This window comes from Mesorhizobium sp. M0276 (assembly GCF_040321755.1).
Lineage (GTDB): Bacteria > Pseudomonadota > Alphaproteobacteria > Rhizobiales > Rhizobiaceae > Mesorhizobium.
On the sequence record NZ_JAMYSC010000005.1, the window covers coordinates 166,451 to 187,067 of the forward strand.

At 62.2% G+C, this 20,617-nt stretch carries 15 protein-coding genes and 1 pseudogene; 12 read left to right on the forward strand and 4 right to left on the reverse strand.

Annotated features, from left to right (window positions below; genetic code table 11):
- Positions 1-177 precede the first annotated feature (177 nt).
- From glmS to NKJ01_RS06530, 3 genes are all read left to right on the forward strand, one after another.
- Entirely contained in the window at positions 178-2,001 is a 1,824-nt protein-coding gene (gene glmS / locus NKJ01_RS06520; RefSeq protein WP_352726917.1) for a glutamine--fructose-6-phosphate transaminase (isomerizing), read from the forward strand.
- 31 nt (positions 2,002-2,032) lie between these two features.
- On the forward strand, positions 2,033-2,335 hold the full coding sequence (locus NKJ01_RS06525) for a HigA family addiction module antitoxin (protein WP_352726918.1): 303 nt from the start codon (positions 2,033-2,035) through the stop codon (positions 2,333-2,335).
- An 80-nt stretch (positions 2,336-2,415) separates the two neighbouring features.
- Positions 2,416-3,171 carry a DUF502 domain-containing protein gene (locus NKJ01_RS06530; RefSeq protein WP_352605348.1) on the forward strand — a complete coding sequence of 252 codons (756 nt, stop codon included), beginning with the start codon at positions 2,416-2,418 and terminating at the stop codon, positions 3,169-3,171.
- Here the strand turns inward: NKJ01_RS06530 and recG are convergent.
- Positions 3,123-5,231: an ATP-dependent DNA helicase RecG gene (gene recG, locus NKJ01_RS06535; protein WP_352726920.1), complete on the reverse strand. Its 2,109-nt coding sequence runs from the start codon at positions 5,229-5,231 to the stop codon at positions 3,123-3,125. The two genes, NKJ01_RS06530 and recG, sit on opposite strands and share 49 nt — an antisense overlap.
- A 92-nt stretch (positions 5,232-5,323) precedes the next feature.
- On the opposite strand from recG, the gene NKJ01_RS06540 reads away from it, so the two are divergent.
- From NKJ01_RS06540 to NKJ01_RS06550, 3 genes are all read left to right on the forward strand, one after another.
- Positions 5,324-5,611: a succinate dehydrogenase assembly factor 2 gene (locus NKJ01_RS06540; RefSeq protein ID WP_352726922.1), complete on the forward strand. Its 288-nt coding sequence runs from the start codon at positions 5,324-5,326 to the stop codon at positions 5,609-5,611.
- Between the two features lie 71 nt (positions 5,612-5,682).
- On the forward strand, positions 5,683-9,183 hold the full coding sequence (mfd, locus tag NKJ01_RS06545) for a transcription-repair coupling factor (protein WP_352726924.1): 3,501 nt from the start codon (positions 5,683-5,685) through the stop codon (positions 9,181-9,183).
- A 213-nt stretch (positions 9,184-9,396) separates the two neighbouring features.
- Positions 9,397-10,770, forward strand: a complete 1,374-nt coding sequence (locus NKJ01_RS06550) for a class II 3-deoxy-7-phosphoheptulonate synthase (protein WP_352726949.1) — start codon at positions 9,397-9,399, stop codon at positions 10,768-10,770.
- Positions 10,771-10,890: 120 nt separating this feature from the next.
- On the opposite strand, the gene NKJ01_RS06555 is transcribed toward NKJ01_RS06550, so the two are convergent.
- Entirely contained in the window at positions 10,891-11,961 is a 1,071-nt protein-coding gene (locus NKJ01_RS06555; protein ID WP_352726925.1) for a GGDEF domain-containing protein, read from the reverse strand.
- Positions 11,962-12,304: 343 nt separating this feature from the next.
- Between NKJ01_RS06555 and NKJ01_RS06560 the strand changes: the two genes are divergently transcribed.
- Both NKJ01_RS06560 and NKJ01_RS06565 read left to right on the forward strand, forming a co-directional pair.
- A complete protein-coding gene (locus NKJ01_RS06560; protein WP_352726927.1) occupies positions 12,305-12,721 on the forward strand; it encodes a GFA family protein in 417 nt (138 codons plus the stop codon).
- Between the two features lie 81 nt (positions 12,722-12,802).
- Positions 12,803-13,162, forward strand: a complete 360-nt coding sequence (locus NKJ01_RS06565; RefSeq protein ID WP_352485664.1) for a diacylglycerol kinase — start codon at positions 12,803-12,805, stop codon at positions 13,160-13,162.
- A 60-nt stretch (positions 13,163-13,222) separates the two neighbouring features.
- On the opposite strand, the gene NKJ01_RS06570 is transcribed toward NKJ01_RS06565, so the two are convergent.
- Together NKJ01_RS06570 and NKJ01_RS06575 are read right to left on the reverse strand one after the other, a co-directional pair.
- Positions 13,223-13,810, reverse strand: a complete 588-nt coding sequence (locus NKJ01_RS06570; protein WP_352726928.1) for a DedA family protein — start codon at positions 13,808-13,810, stop codon at positions 13,223-13,225.
- Positions 13,807-14,369: pseudogene (locus NKJ01_RS06575) on the reverse strand (DUF1003 domain-containing protein). The gene NKJ01_RS06570 and the pseudogene NKJ01_RS06575 overlap by 4 nt, the downstream one beginning before the upstream one ends.
- Before the next feature lie 92 nt (positions 14,370-14,461).
- On the opposite strand from NKJ01_RS06575, the gene NKJ01_RS06580 reads away from it, so the two are divergent.
- From NKJ01_RS06580 to NKJ01_RS06595, 4 genes are all read left to right on the forward strand, one after another.
- A complete protein-coding gene (locus NKJ01_RS06580; protein ID WP_352726930.1) occupies positions 14,462-15,178 on the forward strand; it encodes a DNA-3-methyladenine glycosylase I in 717 nt (238 codons plus the stop codon).
- Positions 15,179-15,264: 86 nt separating this feature from the next.
- Positions 15,265-16,941, forward strand: coding sequence for an NAD+ synthase (locus tag NKJ01_RS06585; protein ID WP_352726931.1), 1,677 nt, complete (start codon positions 15,265-15,267; stop codon positions 16,939-16,941).
- Between the two features lie 397 nt (positions 16,942-17,338).
- Positions 17,339-19,144, forward strand: coding sequence for an ABC transporter ATP-binding protein (locus NKJ01_RS06590; RefSeq protein WP_352726933.1), 1,806 nt, complete (start codon positions 17,339-17,341; stop codon positions 19,142-19,144).
- 423 nt (positions 19,145-19,567) lie between these two features.
- Positions 19,568-20,560 carry a hypothetical protein gene (locus tag NKJ01_RS06595; RefSeq protein WP_352726934.1) on the forward strand — a complete coding sequence of 331 codons (993 nt, stop codon included), beginning with the start codon at positions 19,568-19,570 and terminating at the stop codon, positions 20,558-20,560.
- The last annotated feature ends 57 nt before the right edge of the window (positions 20,561-20,617 follow it).

Sequence of the window (20,617 nt, forward strand, 5' to 3'; positions counted from 1 at the left end):
CCCGGTCTTGCAAAAACGCGAACGAATGCAGTAACCGGATTGCAAGAGCGGTCTGTCATGGTGCATCGACAGGAATAAGCGTTCCGTTACACGGGACGAAATGCAATGTGACTTTCGCGGCAGGCCGGCCATCCCTAAATAGCGCTGGTTTTCCATGGGGAATCGGGGGCTGTCTGTATGTGCGGTATCGTTGGAATCGTCGGCCACTCGCAGGTTGCGCCGCTCATCGTCGATGCGCTGAAGCGGCTCGAATATCGCGGCTATGACTCGGCCGGCGTCGCCACCATCGAGCACGGCCAGCTTGGCCGCCGCCGCGCCGAAGGCAAGCTGGTCAACCTCGAGCGCTTGCTGAAAAACGAGCCGCTCGACGGCACGATCGGCATCGGCCACACGCGCTGGGCGACGCATGGCGTGCCCAACGAAACCAATGCGCATCCGCATTTTTCCGACGGCGTCGCCATCGTCCACAACGGCATCATCGAGAATTTCGCCGAGCTGCGCGACGAACTGATCCGCGACGGCTATTCTTTCTCGTCGCAGACGGACACCGAGGTCGTGGCGCATCTGGTGGCGCGCGAACTCGCCAAAGGGCTGAAGCCGGTTGATGCCGCGCACCAGGCGCTGAAGCGACTGGAAGGCGCTTTCGCGCTGGCCATCATGTTCAAGGGCGATGAAGACCTGATCGTCGGCGCCCGCAACGGTCCGCCGCTGGCTGTCGGCCATGGCGATGGCGAGATGTTTTTAGGGTCCGACGCAATCGCGCTCGCCCCGTTCACCAATTCGATCACCTATCTCGAAGATGGCGACTGGGCGGTGGTGCGCAGCGATGGCGTCGCCATCTTCGACATTGACGGCACAAAGGTCGACCGGAAGCGCCAGCAGTCGCTCTCGACCAGTTTCATGGTCGACAAAGGCAACAGGCGCCACTTCATGGAGAAGGAAATCCATGAACAGCCCGAGGTGATCTCGCACACGCTGGCGAATTATCTCGACTTTGTCGGCGGCGTCTCCAAGCCGCTCGATCTGCCGTTCGATTTCGCAGAGATCGACCGGCTGGCGATTTCGGCTTGCGGTACGGCGTATCTCGCCGGCCTGATCGGCAAATACTGGTTCGAGCGCTATGCGCGGCTGCCGGTCGACATCGATGTCGCCTCCGAATTCCGCTACCGCGAAATGCCGCTGTCGAAAAGCGACGCGGCGTTCTTCATCTCGCAGTCGGGCGAGACCGCCGACACGCTGGCCTCGCTGCGCTACTGCCGCAAGGCGGGGATGAAGATCGGCGCAGTCGTCAACGTGCGGGAATCGACCATGGCGCGCGAATCCGATGTCGTGCTGCCGACGCTCGCCGGGCCGGAGATCGGCGTCGCCTCGACCAAGGCGTTCACCTGCCAGCTTTCGGTGCTGGCATCGCTCGCCGTGCGCGCCGGCGTGGCGCGTGGCACGATTTCGAAGGAGCAGGAAAAGACCTTCGTGCGCGAGCTTTCGGAGGCGCCGCGCTTTGCCAACCAGGTGCTGAAGCTCGATCATCAAATCGAGAAGATCGCGCGCGAGCTCGCGCACTACAAGAACGTGCTCTATCTCGGCCGCGACACCAATTTTCCGCTGGCCATGGAAGGCGCACTAAAACTCAAGGAAATTTCCTATATCCATGCCGAAGGCTATGCCGCCGGCGAACTGAAGCATGGCCCGATCGCGCTGATCGACGAGAACATGCCGGTCATCGTCATCGCGCCACATGACCGCATTTTCGAAAAAACCGTGTCGAACATGCAGGAAGTGGCGGCACGCGGCGGCAAGATCATCCTGATCACCGACAGCAAGGGTGCGGCACTGACGAGCGTGAAGACGATGGAGACGATCGTGCTGCCCGACGTGCCGGAAATCATCTCGCCGATCATCTACGCGCTGCCGATCCAGATGCTGGCCTATTTCACCGCCGTGTTCATGGGCACGGACGTCGACCAGCCGCGCAATCTGGCGAAATCGGTGACAGTGGAGTAAGTTTTGCCCCCAAATCGGGAGGTTGAGCCGAATGGCATCGAAATTCGCACGTCCAGTTCATCCTGGAGAATTCCTGCGCGAAGAATATCTCGCCCCGCTCGGCATGAGTGCCGGCGCGCTGGCAAAAAAGCTCAATCTTCCGCGCACCCGTATCGAGCGCATTGCCAAGGAGGAGATCGGCTTGCCCCCCGATACGGCCCTCCGCCTCGCCAGATTTTTCAACACCACACCCGAATTCTGGATGAATTTTCAACAGGCCTATGAGCTTGAAACCGAAGCCAAGAAACTGGCGCCGGAACTCGAGAAAATCGAACCGCTGGAAGCGGCGGCATAATCGGCGCTTTAAAAACTTCGCAGTTCCAAAGCGCCCTCTGGTTCACTATGTTGCGGTGCAACCCGCGTCCCCGGTGAACCATGTCCGACTCCCCTAAGACCTCCGGCATGACCCGGCTGAGGAATTATTTCCTCACAGGCTTCGTCGTCTGCGCGCCACTGGCGATCACCGCCTACATCGCCTGGTCGTTTATCGGCTGGGTCGATTCCTGGGTGAAGCCCTATATTCCGTTGCGCTACAGTCCTGATACGTACCTGCCGTTTCCGGTTCCGGGGTTCGGGCTGATCGTGGCGCTGATCCTGATCACGCTGATCGGTTTCCTGACGGCCAACATCGTCGGCCGCGCCATCGTCAATTTCGGCGAACGCCTGCTTGGCCGTATGCCGCTGGTGCGCGGCATCTATGGCTCGCTGAAGCAGATTTTCGAGACCGTGCTGTCGAACAAGGGCGACATGTTCCGACAGGTCGGGCTGGTCGAATATCCGCGCAAGGGCGTCTGGTCGCTGGTGTTCGTCGCCAGCGAGAAGGAGACCGAGATCAACCAGAAGCTCGACCAGGCAGGCGATCCGCTGATTGCCGTCTTCATGCCCTGCACACCGAACCCGACCACTGGGTTCCTGATGTATGTGCCGAAGTCGGACATCGTGCTGCTCGACATGACGATCGAGGACGGCGCCAAGCTGATCGTCTCGGCCGGGCTGGTGGCGCCCGAGGTCAAGCAGATGGTTGTCGTGAACGGCGAGCCGATCGAGGGAATGCTTGCCAATCCGTCGGTTGCCGCCCTGGCTCAGCCGGCGCGCAAGAGCCGCACGGCCTCGTCGCGGCCGAACAAATAGAGCAACAGGCGCAACGCGTTGCCTCGGTCTGATTGCAGCTCCGGATCGCGCGACAGGATCAGCCTGGCGTCGTCGCGAGCAGCCTCCAGAAGGTCGGCATGCGCCTCGATGCGCGCCACCTGGAAACCCGGCGTGCCGGACTGACGGGTGCCCAGCAATTCGCCTTCGCCGCGCAGCTTCAGGTCTTCCTCGGCAATCAGAAACCCGTCTTCGGTCTCGCGCATTACCGACAGCCGGCGCTTCGCGGTCTCGCCGAGCGGGTCCTTGTAGAGCAGCACGCAGGAGGACGGCTTGTCGCCGCGCCCCACACGCCCGCGCAACTGGTGCAACTGGGCGAGGCCAAAGCGTTCGGCATGTTCGATGACCATGACGGTGGCGTCCGGCACATCGACGCCGACCTCGATGACCGTCGTTGCGATCAGGATGCGTGTCTCGCCCTGCTTGAAGGCGCGCATCGCCTCGTCCTTGTCGGCACCCTTCATGCGGCCATGGACAAGGCCGATGCGGTCGCCGAACAGCGGCTTCAGCGAGGCAAAACGGTCCTCGGCCGACATCAGCTTGATCTCTTCGGATTCCTCGACCAGCGGACAGATCCAGTAGATCTTCTGGCCGCCGGCAACGGCGTCGACCATGCGGCCGACCAGTTCGTCCAGCCTTTCCAGCGGCAAGGTGACGGTGCGGATCGGCTGGCGGCCGGCCGGCTTTTCCGTCAGCTTCGACACGTCCATGTCGCCGAAGGCGGTCAGCACCAGCGTGCGCGGGATTGGTGTCGCCGTCATCACCAGCATGTCTGGTGCATCGCCCTTGGCGGTGATGGCAAGGCGCTGGTGGACGCCGAAGCGGTGCTGCTCGTCGATGACGGCGAGGACCAGGTCGTGGAAGGTGACGGTCTCCTGGAACAGCGCGTGGGTACCGACGACGATATCGATCTCGCCGCTGGCCAGGCCTGCCAACGTATCGGTGCGCTCGCGGCCCTTTTCACGGCCGGTTAGAATGGCGATGCGCAGTCCGACCTTGGCGGCAAGCGGCGCGATCGTCGCCAGGTGCTGGCGCGCCAGGATTTCCGTCGGCGCCATCAAGGCGGCCTGGCCGCCGGCCTCGACGGCACGCGCCATGGCCAGCAGCGCCACAACCGTCTTGCCGGAGCCGACATCGCCCTGCAAAAGCCGCAGCATGCGTTCGGGATCGGCGAGGTCGGCATTGATTTCGGCCAGCGCAAACTCCTGGCTTGATGTCAGCAAGTAGGGCAGTGCGGCACGCAGTTTCTCGACGATGCTGCCGTCGCCGACCAGGGGACGGCCAGACAGGCGGCGGACTTTTGCCCGCACCAGCGCCAGCGATACCTGGCCCGCCAGCAACTCGTCATAGGCCAGCCGCCGCCATGCGGCGGCGTCGACAGAGACGTCGATCGGGTCTGCCGGATTGTGGATGCGGGCGAGCGCATCGCCAAAGGCCGAAAAGGTGTGCCGGCGCATGAAGGCGCCGTCCTGCCATTCGGGAAATTCAGGCACGCGCGCAAGCGCCTGGCCGATCGCCCGGCGCAGCACCTTGCCCGAGAGCCCTGCGGTGAGCGGATAGACCGGTTCGACCAGCGGCAGGTTCTCCGCTTCGCTGGCCAGCGCTATATGATCGGGGTGGACCATGGTCGGGCGGCCGTTGAACCATTCCATGCGGCCGGAGACCACCACATGCTCGCCCTCGGGCATCGCCTTTTCGAGATAGGAAGCATGCGCATGAAAGAAGGTCAGCGCGATCTCACCGGTGTCGTCATGGGCATAGACCCGGTAGGGTACCGACCTGTTGCCGCGCGGCGGCGGCTGGTGGCGGTCGATGCGCACGTCGAGCGTTACGATCTGGCCTTCGGCGGATCCTGCGATACCCGGACGGCTGCGGCGGTCGATGACGGTGTGCGGCAGCACGAACAGAAGGTCGGCGGCGCGGGCGGCGCGATCACCGAGATCGGCGGTGACGACTTTCTCGATCAGGGCGCCAACCTTCGGCCCGACGCCGGCAAGCGAAGTGATCGGGACAAACAAGGGATCGAGGATGGTGGGGCGCATGATGTCAGCTTATGTTGCGACGGGTACAGCGCAAGGCTGACAGCACCTTCTATCCACGCTATATGCGCCGCAGCAAGCGAGGATGCGGCACAATGACCGGAACGACGAGATCAAGCGAGGGGCTGGACGCCCACCGCCGTAAGCTTCTGTTTCGCTCCTGGCATCGCGGCATGCGCGAGATGGACCTGATCCTAGGCACTTTCGCCGACGCCGAGATCGGTGCCTTGACCGGCGAGGAAATCGACCAATATGAGAAGCTCCTCGACATTCCCGACACTGAATTCCTGCCCATGGTCACCGGCGAACGCCCGGTCCCGGCAGATATCGATTGTGCCGTCCTGCAAAAGATCCTGGCTTTCCGCCACTCCATGACATTCTGAACACAAGCAATTCCAGGAAAAGTGCGAAGCGGTTTTCCGTCCGGAATTGCGACAAGCAAGACAGTGATTTCATGAGCCTCATTCCCATCATCGGTCTGCCGAAAGGCCGCGCCGGCCAGTTCATCGTCGACGGCGTCGCCGACGGCTACGAAGCCTTCGCGCTTGTGCAGGCGGCACTCGAGATCGCGCCCGACAAGCCGGTGCTGTTCGTGGCGCGCGACGGCCAGCGGCTGCCGGCGATCATCGAGGCACTGTCCTTCGCGGCACCAGGTCTGCCGATCCTCGAACTACCGGCCTGGGATTGTCTGCCCTACGACCGCGTGTCGCCCGGTTCGGACGCGGCCGCCAAGCGCCTCGATGCGCTGACCGCCATGATCGCGCTGGCGAAAAAGCCTCATCGCGCCGTCATCCTCACCACTGCCAATGCACTGCTGCAGCGCATTCCGCCGGCCGAACTGGTCGAGGCACAGACTTTCCACGCCAGGCCCGGCAACCAGATCGACATGAACGCACTGGTGTCGCGGCTGGAAACATCCGGCTTCGAACGCGTGCCGACGGTGCGCGGCATCGGCGAATTCGCGGTGCGCGGCGGCATTCTCGACCTGTTTGCCCCCGGCTGGACGGAGGCGCTCAGGCTAGACTTCTTCGGCGACACGCTGGAATCGATTCGTGTCTTCGATGCCGCCACCCAGCGCACCACCGGCCAACGCAAGTCGATGGCGCTGCAGGCGATGAGTGAAGTGGCGCTGACGCCGGAAACGATCAGCCGCTTCCGCCGCTCCTATATCGAAGCTTTTGGCGCGCCGCAGCGCGACGACGGGCTCTATGCGGCGGTCAGCGAAGGCAGGCGCTTCGCCGGCATGGAGCACTGGCTGCCGTTCTTCTACGAGCGGTTGGAGACGGTGTTCGACTATCTCACCGATACACCTGTCGTCTTCGACCATCTGGCGCATGAGGCGCTGGCCGAACGCCACACGCTGATCCTCGATCACTACGAGGCGCGCAAGAAGCAGGCTGACAGTGCGCTCAGGGATGCCGTGCCCTACAAGCCCGTGTCGCCGGACCTGCTCTATCTCTCGCCGGAAAACCTGATCGCCTCGCTAGGGCCGCGCGAAGCGATCGATTTCACGCCGTTCGACGCACCCGATGCCGGCGCGAAGAAAGTCTACCACGCCGGTTCGCGGCACGGCCGCAGCTTCGTCGAGGAACGCGCCGACCCCAGCATCAATGTGTTCGACGTCGTCGTCAAACACATCGCCGACGAGCGCGCGACGCGCCGCCGCGTCGTCGTTGCTGGCTGGACCGAAGGTTCACTCGACCGGCTTGGGCAGATCCTTGGCGAGCACCATCTCGGCAACCTCAAGCAGGTCGCGACCCTGGCGGAAGCCGAAAAGCTCGAGCCGGGGCAGGCGGCGCTCGCCGTGCTGCCGCTCGAATCCGGCTTCGAGACCGCGAAGCTGGTCGTCGTCGCCGAACAGGATATTCTCGGCGACCGGCTGATCCGGCGCTCGAAGCGCAAGAAGCGTCCCTCGGATTTCATTGCCGAAGCCTCGGCGCTGTCGGCGGGCGACATAGTCGTCCATGCCGACCATGGCATCGGCCGTTTCGTCGGTCTGCGTACCATCGAAGCGGTCGGCGCGCCGCATGATTGCCTGGAAATCCACTATGCCGGCGACGACCGGCTGTTCCTGCCTGTCGAAAACATCGAGCTTTTGTCGCGCTACGGTTCTGACACCGCCGAGGCGACGCTGGACAAGCTCGGGGGCGGCGCCTGGCAATCGCGCAAGGCGCGGCTGAAGAAGCGCCTGCTCGACATGGCCGGGCAATTAATCCACATCGCCGCCGAACGGCAGATGCGCGCCGCACCGGCGCTGGTGCCGGCCGAAGGCCTCTACGGCGAGTTCTCCGCCCGCTTCCCCTACGAGGAGACCGACGACCAGCAGACGGCGATCGACTCGGTGCGCGATGACCTTGGCGCCGGCAAGCCGATGGACCGGCTGATCTGCGGCGATGTCGGCTTCGGCAAAACCGAGGTAGCGTTGCGGGCCGCCTTCATCGCGGCGATGGAAGGATTTCAGGTGGCGGTGGTGGTGCCGACGACACTGTTGTCGCGCCAGCATTTCAAGACGTTTTCGCAGCGTTTCTCAGGCCTGCCGATCCGCGTTGCCCAAGCCTCGCGTCTGGTCGGTGCCAAGGAACTGACGGAAACGAAGAAGGGCATTGCCGAGGGCCAGGTCGACATCGTCATCGGCACCCATGCGCTGCTTGGCTCCGCGATCTCGTTCAAGAACCTTGGCCTGCTGATCATCGACGAGGAGCAGCACTTTGGCGTCAAGCACAAGGAACGGCTGAAGGACCTGAAGACCGATGTGCACGTGCTAACGCTGTCGGCGACGCCGATCCCGCGTACGCTGCAACTGGCGCTGACCGGGGTGCGCGAGCTGTCGCTGATCGCCACGCCGCCGGTCGACCGCCTGGCGGTGCGCACCTTCATCTCGCCCTTCGATCCGCTGGTGATCCGTGAGACGCTGCTTCGCGAACGCTATCGCGGCGGGCATTCCTTCTATGTCGTTCCGCGCATCAGCGATCTCTCAGAAATCCATGATTTCCTGAGAGAATCCGTACCTGAACTGAAAGTTGCGGTGGCCCATGGCCAAATGCCGTCGGGCGAACTCGACGACATCATGAATGCCTTCTACGACGGCCAGTACGACGTGTTGCTGTCGACCACCATCGTCGAATCCGGCCTCGACATCCCAACGGCCAACACGCTGATCATCCATCGCGCCGACATGTTCGGCCTGTCGCAACTCTACCAATTGCGCGGCCGCGTCGGGCGTTCGAAGGTGCGCGCCTATGCGCTGTTCACGCTGCCGGCCAACCGCAAGCTGACCGACACCGCTGAGCGCCGACTGAAGGTGCTGCAATCGCTCGACACGTTGGGCGCCGGCTTCCAGCTGGCCAGCCACGACCTCGACATCAGGGGCGCGGGCAATCTTCTGGGCGAAGAGCAGTCCGGCCACATCAAGGAGGTCGGCTTCGAACTCTACCAGCAGATGCTGGAAGAGGCCGTCGCCGAGGTGAAGGACTCCGGCGAGGTGCAGGATGGCGGCTGGTCGCCGCAGATTGCCGTCGGCACGGCGGTGATGATTCCGGAAGGCTATGTGCCGGACCTGCAGCTCAGGCTGGCGCTTTATCGGCGTCTCGGCGATCTCGAAAACACCGAGGAAATCGATGCTTTCGGCGCCGAGCTGATCGACCGCTTCGGCCCGCTGCCGGAGGAAGTCAAGCATCTCTTGAAGATCGTCTTCATCAAGGCGCTGTGCCGCAAGGCCAATGTCGAGAAGCTCGACGCCGGGCCGAAGGGCGTCGTCATCCATTTCCGCAAGCGTGAATTCTCAAACCCGGTCGGGCTGGTCCGGTTCATCGGCGAGCAGGGTTCGCTGGCCAAGATCCGGCCGGATCACAGCGTCGTGTTCGTGCGCGATTGGCCAACGGCCGAGAAGCGGCTGGCGGGCTCCGCGGTCGTCATGACACAACTGGCGCAGCTGGTGGAGAAGGCGGCGGCGTAGGGCAGGGATAGGACACCGCCTCGCCAGGCGGGCATTCGCCACGCAGCCAAATCCGGTCTAGAATAGGAAATCGGCTTCGTGTATGGAGCCGCGATCCCTTTATGGGGCGGGTTGGCGGGCGATGGCGCCCATTTGTTTGTTAGACGCAATTCCGGGCGGAAAACCGCTTCATACTTTTCCTGGAATTGCTCGGAGAGAGCGTTGGGTGCAGCGATGACGAAATGGTCGCCGAATTCTTGGAGAGCAAAACCGATCAAGCAGGTTCCTGCCTATCCGGACCTTGCCGCGCTGAAGACCACGGAAGCCCAGCTCGCGACCTTTCCGCCGCTGGTTTTTGCAGGTGAGGCACGCAAGCTGAAGAAGCAGCTTGCGGCCGTCGCTGCCGGTGACGCATTCCTTCTCCAGGGTGGCGATTGCGCCGAGAGCTTCGCCGAGCATGGCGCGGACAACATCCGTGATTTCTTCCGCGTCTTCCTACAGATGTCGGTGGTGCTGACCTTCGCCGGCGCACAGCCGGTGGTGAAGGTCGGCCGCGTAGCCGGCCAGTTCGCCAAGCCGCGTTCGTCCGACAACGAGACCAAGGGCGGGGTGACGCTGCCCAGCTATCGCGGCGACATCATCAACGGCATCGAATTCGACGCCAAGTCGCGCATTCCCGATCCTGCCCGCCAGGAGATGGCGTACCGCCAGTCGGCGGCGACGCTCAACCTTCTGCGCGCCTTCGCGCAGGGCGGCTATGCCAGCCTGGAGAATGTGCATAGCTGGATGCTCGGCTTCGTGTCCGACAGCCCGCAGGGCGAAAAGTATGAATCGCTCGCCAACCGCATCACCGAGACGATGGACTTCATGAAGGCCGTCGGCATCACCTCGGAAACCAATTACGCCCTGCGCGAAACCGATTTCTACACCAGCCACGAGGCGTTGCTGCTCGGCTACGAGGAGGCGCTGACACGCGTCGATTCGACCTCCGGCGACTGGTATGCCACCTCGGGCCATATGATCTGGATCGGCGACCGCACACGCCAGCCCGACCATGCGCATGTCGAATATTGCCGCGGCATCAAGAACCCGCTCGGCCTGAAATGCGGCCCGTCGCTGACGCCGGACGGGTTGCTGGAACTGATCGACCTGCTCAACCCCGAGAACGAGCCAGGCCGGCTGACGCTGATCGCGCGCTTCGGTTCCGACAAGGTCGCCGACCATCTGCCGAAGCTGGTGCGCGCGGTGCAGAAGGAAGGCCGCAGCGTGGTGTGGTCGTCGGACCCGATGCACGGCAACACGATCGAGGCCGCCGGCTACAAGACGCGGCCGTTCGACCGAATCCTGAAGGAGGTGCAGACCTTCTTCGAGGTGCACCGCGCCGAAGGCACGCATCCGGGCGGTATCCATGTCGAGATGACCGGCAAGAACGTCACCGAATGCACCGGTGGCGCGCGCGCCATCACCGCCGAGGAGTTGCAGGACCGCTACCACACCCATTGCGATCCGCGCCTCAACGCCGACCAGGCGATCGAACTGGCCTTCCTGGTCTCGGATCTGTTGAAGAAGAGCCACCCGGTGCAGCACAAGCACGCCGTCAACGGCTGATTTTCGCCGCGATCCGGATGAATTCATGAAAAGGCGCCCGAGAAATCGGGCGCTTTTTGTTTTCAGCCCTGCGTTCGTGCTGCCGGCACAGGCGCGAGGGGCAGGCAGGAACCGAAGGTATCAGTCCTTCTTGTAGAGCAGCCAGCTCTTGCCGGCCCGACCGGCCATCGTCGAGTGCCTGGTGACGCGGTTGCGGCCACTGACCTTCGAGCGATAGAGCGCCCGGTCGGCCTTGGTGTAGAGGTCCTCGGGCCCCTCGGCCTCGGATGCCATGCAGATGCCCATCGAGACGGTGACGGTGCCGTAATTGGTACCGGTCTGGCTGCTGGTGAACGGCGTCTCCTCGATCAGGGCGCGAATGCGCTCGGCTATCTCGTAGGTGGCATCCTCGCTGGCGCCCTCGATGATCAGCGCGAACTCCTCGCCGCCGGTGCGGGCAACGAACATGTCGCCGCGAATGCCTGTCTGGAAAATGTCGGCTATGATCTGGATGATCTTGTCGCCGACCGGGTGGCCGTAGCGGTCGTTGATGTCCTTGAAACGGTCGATGTCGGCAAGGATCAAGGCGTTGAACAGGATACCCTTGTTGCTGTTGTAGATCTTCGTAATTTCCTTGTCGAAGGCGCGGCGATTCCAGATATGGGTCAAGGGATCGGTATCGGCCAGCCGCTTGTATTCCTCGAGCTTCGACTTGACGCTCTCCAGTTCGGCAGTCTTGTCGCGGAGCGTCGAGGCCACCTGCCGACCGTGATCGATCGTCGAATTGGTGGCAACCGACATGGCATTGGCAATCTTCTGCAAAAGATCCTGAGACAGAAGGCTGCGGCCGCTGAGGCCACTCGATGTCTCATCGAGGATCCTGCCGTATTTCTCGATGTGGCTACGCTCGCTCCGCAACAGCGAGGCGACCTCTTCAAGCTCCCTGGCAATAACGTCCCTGGCATGCTCGACGATGCCGGGGCCATGGTTCTGGGCAAAGAAAGTGCGCCCGATCTGGTCCAGTTCATCCTGTGTCGGCCGGTTGCTCAGCGAAACGACGGCGAGGCTGAGTTCGCGATTCGTGCCGCTCAGGGCCTCGTAGAAGATCTCGTAGTTGCGCGGCAGGCCGAGCACGCCCAGCTGGCGCATTGTGGCGATGACACTGGCTGCGATGTCGGTCTTTCGTTCTGTGGGGACGGCTGCCAGCTGCATGTTCTGATCACTCTTCCCCTCGGATCCCGCCGTAGAATTTGCAGGTTCCACGTGTCGCCGTCCTGGGGAATGCCACCCGATAGTCCACAATTTGCGACGAGACGCGTCCCCACCCACGACCTTCGCTTGCCGTGACCATAAATGCGCCGGCGCTAAAGTTTCCTTAATTTGTAAAGTGCGGACACGTTTTTCTCTATTTGCGGCTGTAGAAGCTTGAATGAAACTGAATTTCGGGTTCGCGGCGCCAGCATGTGTCGCATTTGCTGGCGCGTGGCTGCCGCAAAGCTGGAAACGTGATGGCGAAGCTCGTGCCAGGCAGAGTTTTCTCCAAGAAGGAGTCGCCATGAGTGATGGTCATCAAGGCTCGTGTCTGTGCGGAGCGGTCCGCTTCAGAACGCACGGAGCGCTGCGTGGCGTCGTCTATTGTCATTGTTCGCAATGCCGCAAGCAGAGCGGACATTTCTACGCCGCGACCAATGTTGCCAATGCCGATATCGTGATCGAGGGCAAGGAAAACATCACCTGGTACGAGGCGTATGCCTTCGCCAGGCGTGGTTTTTGCAAGGCGTGCGGATCGGTGATGTTCTGGGAGCCGCGACACCAGGACTACATCTCAGTCATGGCAGGGTCGTTCGACAAGCCGACAGGCCTTGAGGGCGAATGCCATATTTTCGTCGGCGACAAGGGCGACTATTATTCGATCGACGACGGCCTGCCACAGTTTGAGAAATCGACACCGTCCATACCGGTCGCCGAATGATTCTTGGAAAAATCGCCTTATTTCGTTGATCTGGCCAGCAATTGCATTATCCCGTGCCGGTGATTCGGAAAGGGGTTTGGCATGCAGCGGCTGATCGGCGCTTATTTCAATTCGGTGCGGGCGTTTCGCAAGCTGGCGGCCAGCGAGAAGGCTTTCCAGCAGGAACTGGTGCTGCTTGCGCTTGCCTTGCCGCTCGGCTGGTTCGTTTCGATCTCATGGCGCGGTTATGCCTTGTTGATCGGCGCGGTGCTGCTGCTGATTCTGGTCGAAGTGCTGAACACCGGCATCGAGGCGGCATGCGATGCCTTCAGCCGCGAGTTCAATGTCGACATTCAACTGGCGAAGGACTGCGGTTCGCTGGCGGTGCTGATTTCGGTGCTCATCGTCGCCGGCGTCTGGGGCATCGCCATCATCGAGCGGATCACGGGCCTACCGATTTAGCAGGAGGTGCTGGAATATCCAGGTGATGGCGGCATGACCTGAATCTCAAGCACATCCAGCTCAGCTCTCCCTGGCGTGCTCCCTGTTAGCGATGTGACGGGCAACGAACCAAGCAAGGATCGCCACGGTCAGGCCGATGCCCAGCCCGACCAGCAACCGCTCGTGGCGCATCAATGCCTGGCCGATGAAGTGCTCGGCTCCCAGTCCAAAGACATAACCTATCGTGCCGAACAGCACCGCCCAGATCGCCGACGAAATAGCGTTGAGGATGACGAAGAGCGGCGCGGGGATATTGGAAAGCCCGGCCGCGATGCCGCCGACGAGGCGCATGCCGTAGATATAGCGGTTCGACAGGACGAAAATGTTCGGATGGGTGTTGAGCAGGCGAAAGGCGCGGCGAAAGCCGGGTCGCTTGCGCAATCTGACGACATAGCGATGGTCGGCAAAGCTTCGTCCAAGGATGAAGAAGAAGGTATCGCCGACGAAGGCGCCGAGGCCAGCCGCGACAAAGGCGTGCCACAGGACGAAGACCTGCTGATGCGAGAAGAAGCCGCCGAGGATGGCGGCACTTTCACCCTCGGCAACGCAGCCGAGAAATATGGCAAGCAGTCCATATTGTTCGATGAAATGATGGATGGCCTCCGTCATGAGGGCTGGGTCTGGGGGGCAAGTCGCTCGTCAATCCGCTTCACCTGTTCGGCTATCTGCGCGATCTCGTCGCGCATGCCGATGATCTGGCTGTGGCGCAGCTCGTCCAGCTTTTCGTGCAGCGCCATGATCTCGATCTCGGCTTTGAGGTTGACCTCGTAATCGTGCGCGGCGTCGATCCGATCGCGCGCCGCTTGTCGGTTCTGCGACATCATGATCACCGGCGCCTGCAAGGCGGCAATCATCGAGAGGACGAGGTTGAGGAAGATGAAAGGGTAGGGGTCGAACGATTCTCGCCCCAGCAGCCACCAATTGGCACCGATCCAGAGGATCAGGAAGGCGATGAAGGACAGGATGAACGTCCACGAGCCGCCGACGCGCGCAATGGCGTCGGCGATACGGTCGCCCATGCCCTGAAGGCCGGCAAGATTGACATTGATGTCCTGCGCTATGGGCTTGCGTCGACGGTACTCTGCAGCACCCGCCTCTCAAGTTCGCTCAGGCTCTCCGGGGTTCGCCTCAGCCAGCGATTGGCGAGTTCCGGCACGGTCTTGTTCATGGATGTCTCCATACAAAGCATCGGCTTGGCAGCCTGATTTCCATATAGGAAGATGCCGGTCGTCAAAAGCATGACGCGAGGACGCAAGCAGAATGGCCGATTTCGCAAAAATCCGCGCACGTGCCGCAAAACGCAAGGGTGGCGAAGCGGAGCTTTCGTCACTGCTGGGCCCCGTGCCCGACAATGCCGCCGTGGCTGAGATCGCGGACGATCGCATTCTGTCTGTTATGGCCGAGCGCGTTTTTGCCGCCGGTTTCGTCTGGCGCGTCATCGAACAGAAATGGCCGGGCTTCGAAGAGGCGTTTCTCCACTTCGAGCCGAAACGGCTGTTGTTCCAGCCCGATGATTTCTGGCACGATCTGGCTTCCGACCAGCGCATCGTGCGCAATCCGCAGAAGATCAAATCCGTTCGCGACAACGCTGCCTTCGTCGAGCGCGTGTCGAAGGAGCATGGTGGCTTCGGCGAATTCCTCGCCAAATGGCCGGCCGACGACCAAGTCGGGCTGATGGCCTATCTCGGCAAACATGGCAGCCGGCTCGGCGGCAACACCGGCCAGTATTTCCTGCGCTGGCTACGCTGGGATGCCTTCGTCATTTCGGGCGATATGGCGGCGGCATTGCGCGACTCGGGGCTCGAAATCGCCGAAAGCCCGACCTCGAAGAGAGATCTCGACAAGATCCAGGCCCAGATCAATCAGTGGGCGGCGCAGACACGTCTGCCGCGCCGCCACATATCGCGCATCCTGGCTATGTCGATCGGAGAGAACCACTCTCCGCAATCATTGCGCGAATATATGGGTGACGACTGATCGCCGGCAGTGCGGCCACAATCAGTCCGAATTGGTCCAAACGAACGCCATTGCCCGACGAAATTTGCCGCGCTAAGTCAGCAGGCATGACCAAGATCCTCGACATCCTGCGCATTGCAATCGCCCAGCTAAACCCGACCGTCGGTGACGTCGCCGGCAATCTCGCCAAAGCCCGCGAGGCGAGAGCCGATGCTGCCCGCCAAGGCGCCGATCTCGTGCTCTATACCGAGCTTTTCCTCGCCGGCTATCCGCCGGAAGATCTGGTGCTGAAGCCGGCTTTCCTGAAGGCTTGCGAAAAGGCGGCACAGGACTTTGCCGCCGATACCGCCGACGGCGGTCCGGGCGTCATCATCGGCACGCCACTGAAGCGCAAGAGCGGCACACACAATTCGATTGTCTTCGCCGATGGCGGCAAGATCATCGCCGAGCGCTACAAGCTCGATCTGCCGAATTACGGCGAATTCGACGAGAAGCGCGTTTTCCAGGCCGGGCCCGAAATTCAGGGGCCGGTCAATTTCCGCGGCGTGCGGATCGGAATTCCGATCTGCGAGGACATCTGGGGCGATGTCGACATTTGCGAGACGCTGGCCGAAAGCGGGGCGGAAATCCTGCTGGTGCCGAATGGCTCGCCCTATTATCGCGCCAAGATCGATGTTCGTCACCAGGTCGTCATCCGCCAGGTCATCGAATGCGGGCTGCCGATGATCTATGCCAACCAGCTTGGCGGCCAGGACGAGCTGATCTTTGACGGCGCCTCGTTTGCCATAGGTTCTAACAAGACACTGGCCTTCCAGATGAGCCAATTCGAGGAAGCAATCGACGTCACCACGTGGAAACGGCAAGGCGAAGGATGGGTCTGCTCGGAAGGACCGATGTCGAAAATCCCGGACAGGGAAGAGGCCGATTATCGCGCCTGCATGCTCGGCCTGCGCGACTACGTCAACAAGAACGGTTTCAAGAATGTCGTGCTTGGTCTCTCGGGCGGCATCGATTCGGCGATCTGCGCGGCCCTTGCCGTCGATGCACTCGGCGAGGAGCGCCTGCGCGCGGTGATGATGCCTTACCGCTATACCTCGAAGGACTCGCTGAAGGACGCCGAGGACTGCGCGCGTGCGCTCGGCTGCCGCTATGACATCGTGCCGATCTTCGAGCCGGTCGAAGGCTTCCTGCACGCTTTGACGCAGATGTTCGAAGGAACCAAGGAAGGCATCACCGAGGAGAATTTACAGAGCCGCGCGCGCGGCACCATTCTGATGGCGATCTCCAACAAGTTCGGCTCGATGGTCGTCACCACCGGCAACAAGAGCGAGATGTCGGTCGGCTATGCCACACTCTATGGCGACATGAATGGCGGCTTCAATCCGATCAAGGACCTCTACAAGATGCAGGTCTACGCGCTATCGCGCTGGCGCAACAGCCATGTGCCGCCGGGCGCGCTCGGGCCTTCGGGCGAGGTGATCCCGAAGAACATCATCGACAAGGCGCCGTCGGCGGAATTGCGCGAGAACCAGACCGACCAGGACTCGCTGCCGCCCTATCCGGTGCTGGACGACATCCTCGAATGCCTGGTCGAGAACGAAATGGGCGTCGACGACATCGTTGCGCGCGGCCATGACAGGGCGACGGTGACGCGCATCGAGCACTTGCTCTACATCGCCGAATACAAGCGCCGGCAGGCGGCTCCGGGGGTGAAGATCACAAAGAAGAATTTCGGCCGCGACCGCCGCTACCCCATTACCAATCGTTTCAGGGATGGAGGCTAGACGCTGAAAGCCCGCGGCTGGCTTACATCAGCCATTGTTGCAAAATAATCGCAGTGGTTGGACCAGATACACTTTTAGCGTGCGCTGATCTTGGCGATGCATCGGGGCGTCTCTATAAGGGCCTCTCCGCGATTCATTTGCGGGAGGTCTGAATGGCAGTATTTCAAATGGTAATGCGAGGCCGCGAAGCTTAGGTCTCACCCGGCGCTCCGCGAAGGTTTGCCCTTCGAGCCGATGCCGGATTGAGCACAGGCTTATGCCGATGCCGGTCGCCGCCCGATTACGGGCGAGACGCCAAATATGCCGCTCCGCTTTCCGGGCACTCATTGGCCCCTTGCGCGGCTTCTTCAATTTTCGACCTTACTGGGATCGGGCTCGTTTGCGCCCGAATGACATCATGGCTCGTTTTCGAATCGATTTGCGCGCAGGCGCGTTTCGCAGCGTTCTTGGCTTCACGCTAGCCCATTGGCGGCGCCAGCCGTGGCGGCTTTCGCTCATCATGGGCGGCTTCCTGCTGTCGACGCTGGCCGACGTCCTGACGCCGCTCTATTCCGGCCGGCTGGTCGACGCCGTCGCCAGCAGCTCCGGCGCCGACGCGATTGCCTGGAATGCCGCGGTGACGGCGTTTTCGATGCTGATGGCCCTTGCATTGACCGGCGTTGTTTTGCGCAACCTTGCCTTCATGGGCATCGTCGAATTGACGCTGAAAATGATGGCGGATATCGCTGCCGACGCCTTCCATCGCGTCCAGCGCTTTTCCACCGACTGGCATGCCAACAGCTTTGCCGGCTCGACCGTGCGCAAGGTGACACGCGGCATGTGGGCGCTTGACCTGCTCAACGACACGATCCTCATCGCGCTGCTGCCGTCCGTCGTCATGCTGGTCGGCTCGACGCTGCTGCTCGGCTGGTTCTGGCCGCTGATGGGCGCGGTCGTTGCCGCCGGTTCGGTGCTGTTCATCATGGTCACGACGATGCTGTCGCTTGGCTATGTCGCCCCGGCGGCAAGGCTCGCGAACACCTGGGACACGCGCCTCGGCGGCTCGCTGGCCGACGCGGTGAGCTGCAACGCCGTGGTCAAGGGCTTTGGCGCCGAGGAGCGCGAGGAGCGACGCCTCGCCAGGGTCGTCGCCAAATGGCGTGCGCGCACACGGCGCACCTGGGTGCGCGGCACCATCAACGGCACCACGCAAGGGGCGCTGCTGGTGGCCATGCGCGCCGCGGTGATCGGCCTGGCGCTGATGCTGTGGTCGTGGGGTCAGGCGAGCGCCGGTGACGTCGCCTTCGTTCTGACCTCGTTTTTCGTGCTGCAGGGCTATCTCAGAGATATCGGCACGCATATCCGCAATCTGCAGCGCTCGATCAACGATATGGAGGAGCTGGTCGATTTCCAGTCCGAACCGCTCGGTATCGAGGACCGGCGCGGCGCCAAGCCGATCCGGATCACTGAAGGACGGATCGGCTTCGATAACGTCACCTTTCACTACGGCAGTCACCGATCGGCGCTCTATCGTGATTTTTCGGTCGACATCGCGCCGGGTGAACGAGTCGGGCTGGTCGGCCATTCGGGTTCGGGCAAGACGACCTTCGTCAAGCTCATCCAGCGGCTCTATGACGTGAATGCGGGAAAAATCCTGGTCGACGGCAAGGACATCTCGCAGGTGGCGCAAGCGTCGCTGCGGGGGCAGATCGCCATCGTCCAGCAAGAGCCGATCCTGTTCCATCGGTCGCTGGCCGAAAACATCGCCTATAGCAGGCCGAGCGCGACGCAGGATGAGATCGAGCATGCGGCGCGGCTGGCGAGCGCGCATGATTTCATCACCAACCTGCCGAAGGGCTACGGCACTCTGGTCGGCGAGCGCGGTGTGAAACTGTCGGGCGGCGAGCGTCAGCGCGTGGCGATCGCGCGAGCCTTTCTTGCCGATGCGCGCATCCTGATCCTGGACGAGGCGACATCGAGCCTCGATTTCGAATCGGAAGTGCTGATCCAGCAGGCGATGGAGCGGCTGATGGTCGGCCGCACCACGTTGGTCATCGCGCACCGGCTTTCGACGGTGCGGGCGCTCGACAGGCTGCTGGTCTTCGATCGCGGCAAGATCGTCGAGGAAGGCTCGCATGACGAGCTGATCCGGCTCAAGGGCGGCATTTACCGCCGCCTGTTCGAGCGCCAGGCGCTGGAACTGACCAAGGGGCTGGTGATCTGACCCTGAGGTGGCCGCCGGCTTCGGCCGACGGCCACCTCGATTGGGCACTATCAGCCAGCGGGAGCGGCGCAGCGCACACCTCACACCCAGCGTTTACCGGCCAAGCAAATCCGACTGTGTAGTGCTGTTCCAACTCCTGAGTTTGAGACGTCTGTTTACGCTACCCACCGAAGATGCGTTGTGTCCGTCATTGCCTAATATAAACATACGCAAGCAGCCCGGAGCGGTCCTTACGATGCATCTTGTTTCCGCAAATGGCGGTCCCGAAAAGCTTGCTGCGCCGTCGGTGCTGGAATCTCGGCACGGCTCGGTTCGGCCGCTCGCTGCCTGGATCTCGAGGGCGTCGCCACACTCTTCCTGACCAAGTTTCGCCGGCGGCGGCGTCGTCTCCTCGAACGCGCGATCGCGGAGACGGCCGATTATATGAGAGAGATTTATCTTGACCCTGCCAGCCAGGCCGGCGTGAGCAACGCTCTTGTCCAGATCAACCGGCAGGGTCGTCTGGGTGGTTTCCTCGGCGTCCTGAAAGCCCGCTACGAGCTCAAGGGAGCGGCATTGAATGCGGCGATCATCGGTCCACTCATGGCGGACCCCGGCACCGATGACGGTACGGCCGGACCGCAATTGCTGCGCGCGTTGCACCAAGGCGAATTCGATCTGCAGCTGACCGATTCGGCCAACCGGACATCTTTGGCCTTCGCGCGCCCGATGAAATATCAGCTTCTGCCGGTGCATTGTCTCGAATGGACCTATGTTTTCCGGCCGGCCGCGATGGCCGCCGCCACGCTGCACCGTAAATGGCCCGGCCTGCCTCGCTTGGCGCTCGATCCCTGCGCACGAGCACTGGATAGCCTTGCGAAAAGACGGTTCGAGCCCCCCGTCCAGGCTTCGCCGTCGCAACGCGTCCACTGTGAGCCGATCGATGCCGCGCAATTTGCCGAGCGGCTGCCGACCCTCCTGTCCGATTACTCCCTTCGTCCGAGTTGGAAGAATGGCGAGTTGCCACGGCTGCTCGCACTGGCGGCCGAGAAGCGGGCCGACGGCCCACTTCATTTTGGTGGAAGCTACGACGAAACGGGCAAAATGCTCGGTTGTTATGCCTTCTACGGTCGAGCCGGCGACATCGCGAGCCTGTTGCAAATCCAGGCGTCCGGATCGCACTGGCGCGCGACGCTGGATGGGCTTATCGCGGCCGCGTGGGAAATGGGCTGCGTGGGTATCACCGGGCAGACACAGAGCAGATTCATGCCCCAACTCTTCGGCTATAAGAATCTCTTCTTCCGCTATGCCGGGGGGACGATGGTCCGCTCGCGAATCGCCGAGGTTACGGAAGCGGTCCGCTCCGGCGATATCTTTATCGGTGGGGTGATGGGCGATCGCTGGACCCGCCTCAGTTCCGATGACTTCGGCCGCTGATCGCCTTCAACGCCCCGTTTGGGGGCGCCACCGGCCGGCTGCGGTCGGAGGCTGGCC

Coding starts and splice junctions, on each gene's coding strand:
- NKJ01_RS06580 (WP_352726930.1), top strand. CDS start 14,462: ATGGCCGATTTCGCAAAAATCCGCGCACGTGCCGCAAAACGCAAGGGT.
- NKJ01_RS06540 (WP_352726922.1), top strand. CDS start 5,324: ATGACCGGAACGACGAGATCAAGCGAGGGGCTGGACGCCCACCGCCGT.
- NKJ01_RS06530 (WP_352605348.1), top strand. CDS start 2,416: ATGTCCGACTCCCCTAAGACCTCCGGCATGACCCGGCTGAGGAATTAT.
- recG (WP_352726920.1), bottom strand. CDS start 5,231: ATGCGCCCCACCATCCTCGATCCCTTGTTTGTCCCGATCACTTCGCTT.
- NKJ01_RS06560 (WP_352726927.1), top strand. CDS start 12,305: ATGAGTGATGGTCATCAAGGCTCGTGTCTGTGCGGAGCGGTCCGCTTC.
- NKJ01_RS06570 (WP_352726928.1), bottom strand. CDS start 13,810: ATGACGGAGGCCATCCATCATTTCATCGAACAATATGGACTGCTTGCC.
- NKJ01_RS06565 (WP_352485664.1), top strand. CDS start 12,803: ATGCAGCGGCTGATCGGCGCTTATTTCAATTCGGTGCGGGCGTTTCGC.
- NKJ01_RS06595 (WP_352726934.1), top strand. CDS start 19,568: ATGAGAGAGATTTATCTTGACCCTGCCAGCCAGGCCGGCGTGAGCAAC.
- NKJ01_RS06555 (WP_352726925.1), bottom strand. CDS start 11,961: ATGCAGCTGGCAGCCGTCCCCACAGAACGAAAGACCGACATCGCAGCC.
- NKJ01_RS06550 (WP_352726949.1), top strand. CDS start 9,397: ATGACGAAATGGTCGCCGAATTCTTGGAGAGCAAAACCGATCAAGCAG.
- NKJ01_RS06590 (WP_352726933.1), top strand. CDS start 17,339: ATGGCTCGTTTTCGAATCGATTTGCGCGCAGGCGCGTTTCGCAGCGTT.
- NKJ01_RS06585 (WP_352726931.1), top strand. CDS start 15,265: ATGACCAAGATCCTCGACATCCTGCGCATTGCAATCGCCCAGCTAAAC.
- mfd (WP_352726924.1), top strand. CDS start 5,683: ATGAGCCTCATTCCCATCATCGGTCTGCCGAAAGGCCGCGCCGGCCAG.
- NKJ01_RS06525 (WP_352726918.1), top strand. CDS start 2,033: ATGGCATCGAAATTCGCACGTCCAGTTCATCCTGGAGAATTCCTGCGC.
- glmS (WP_352726917.1), top strand. CDS start 178: ATGTGCGGTATCGTTGGAATCGTCGGCCACTCGCAGGTTGCGCCGCTC.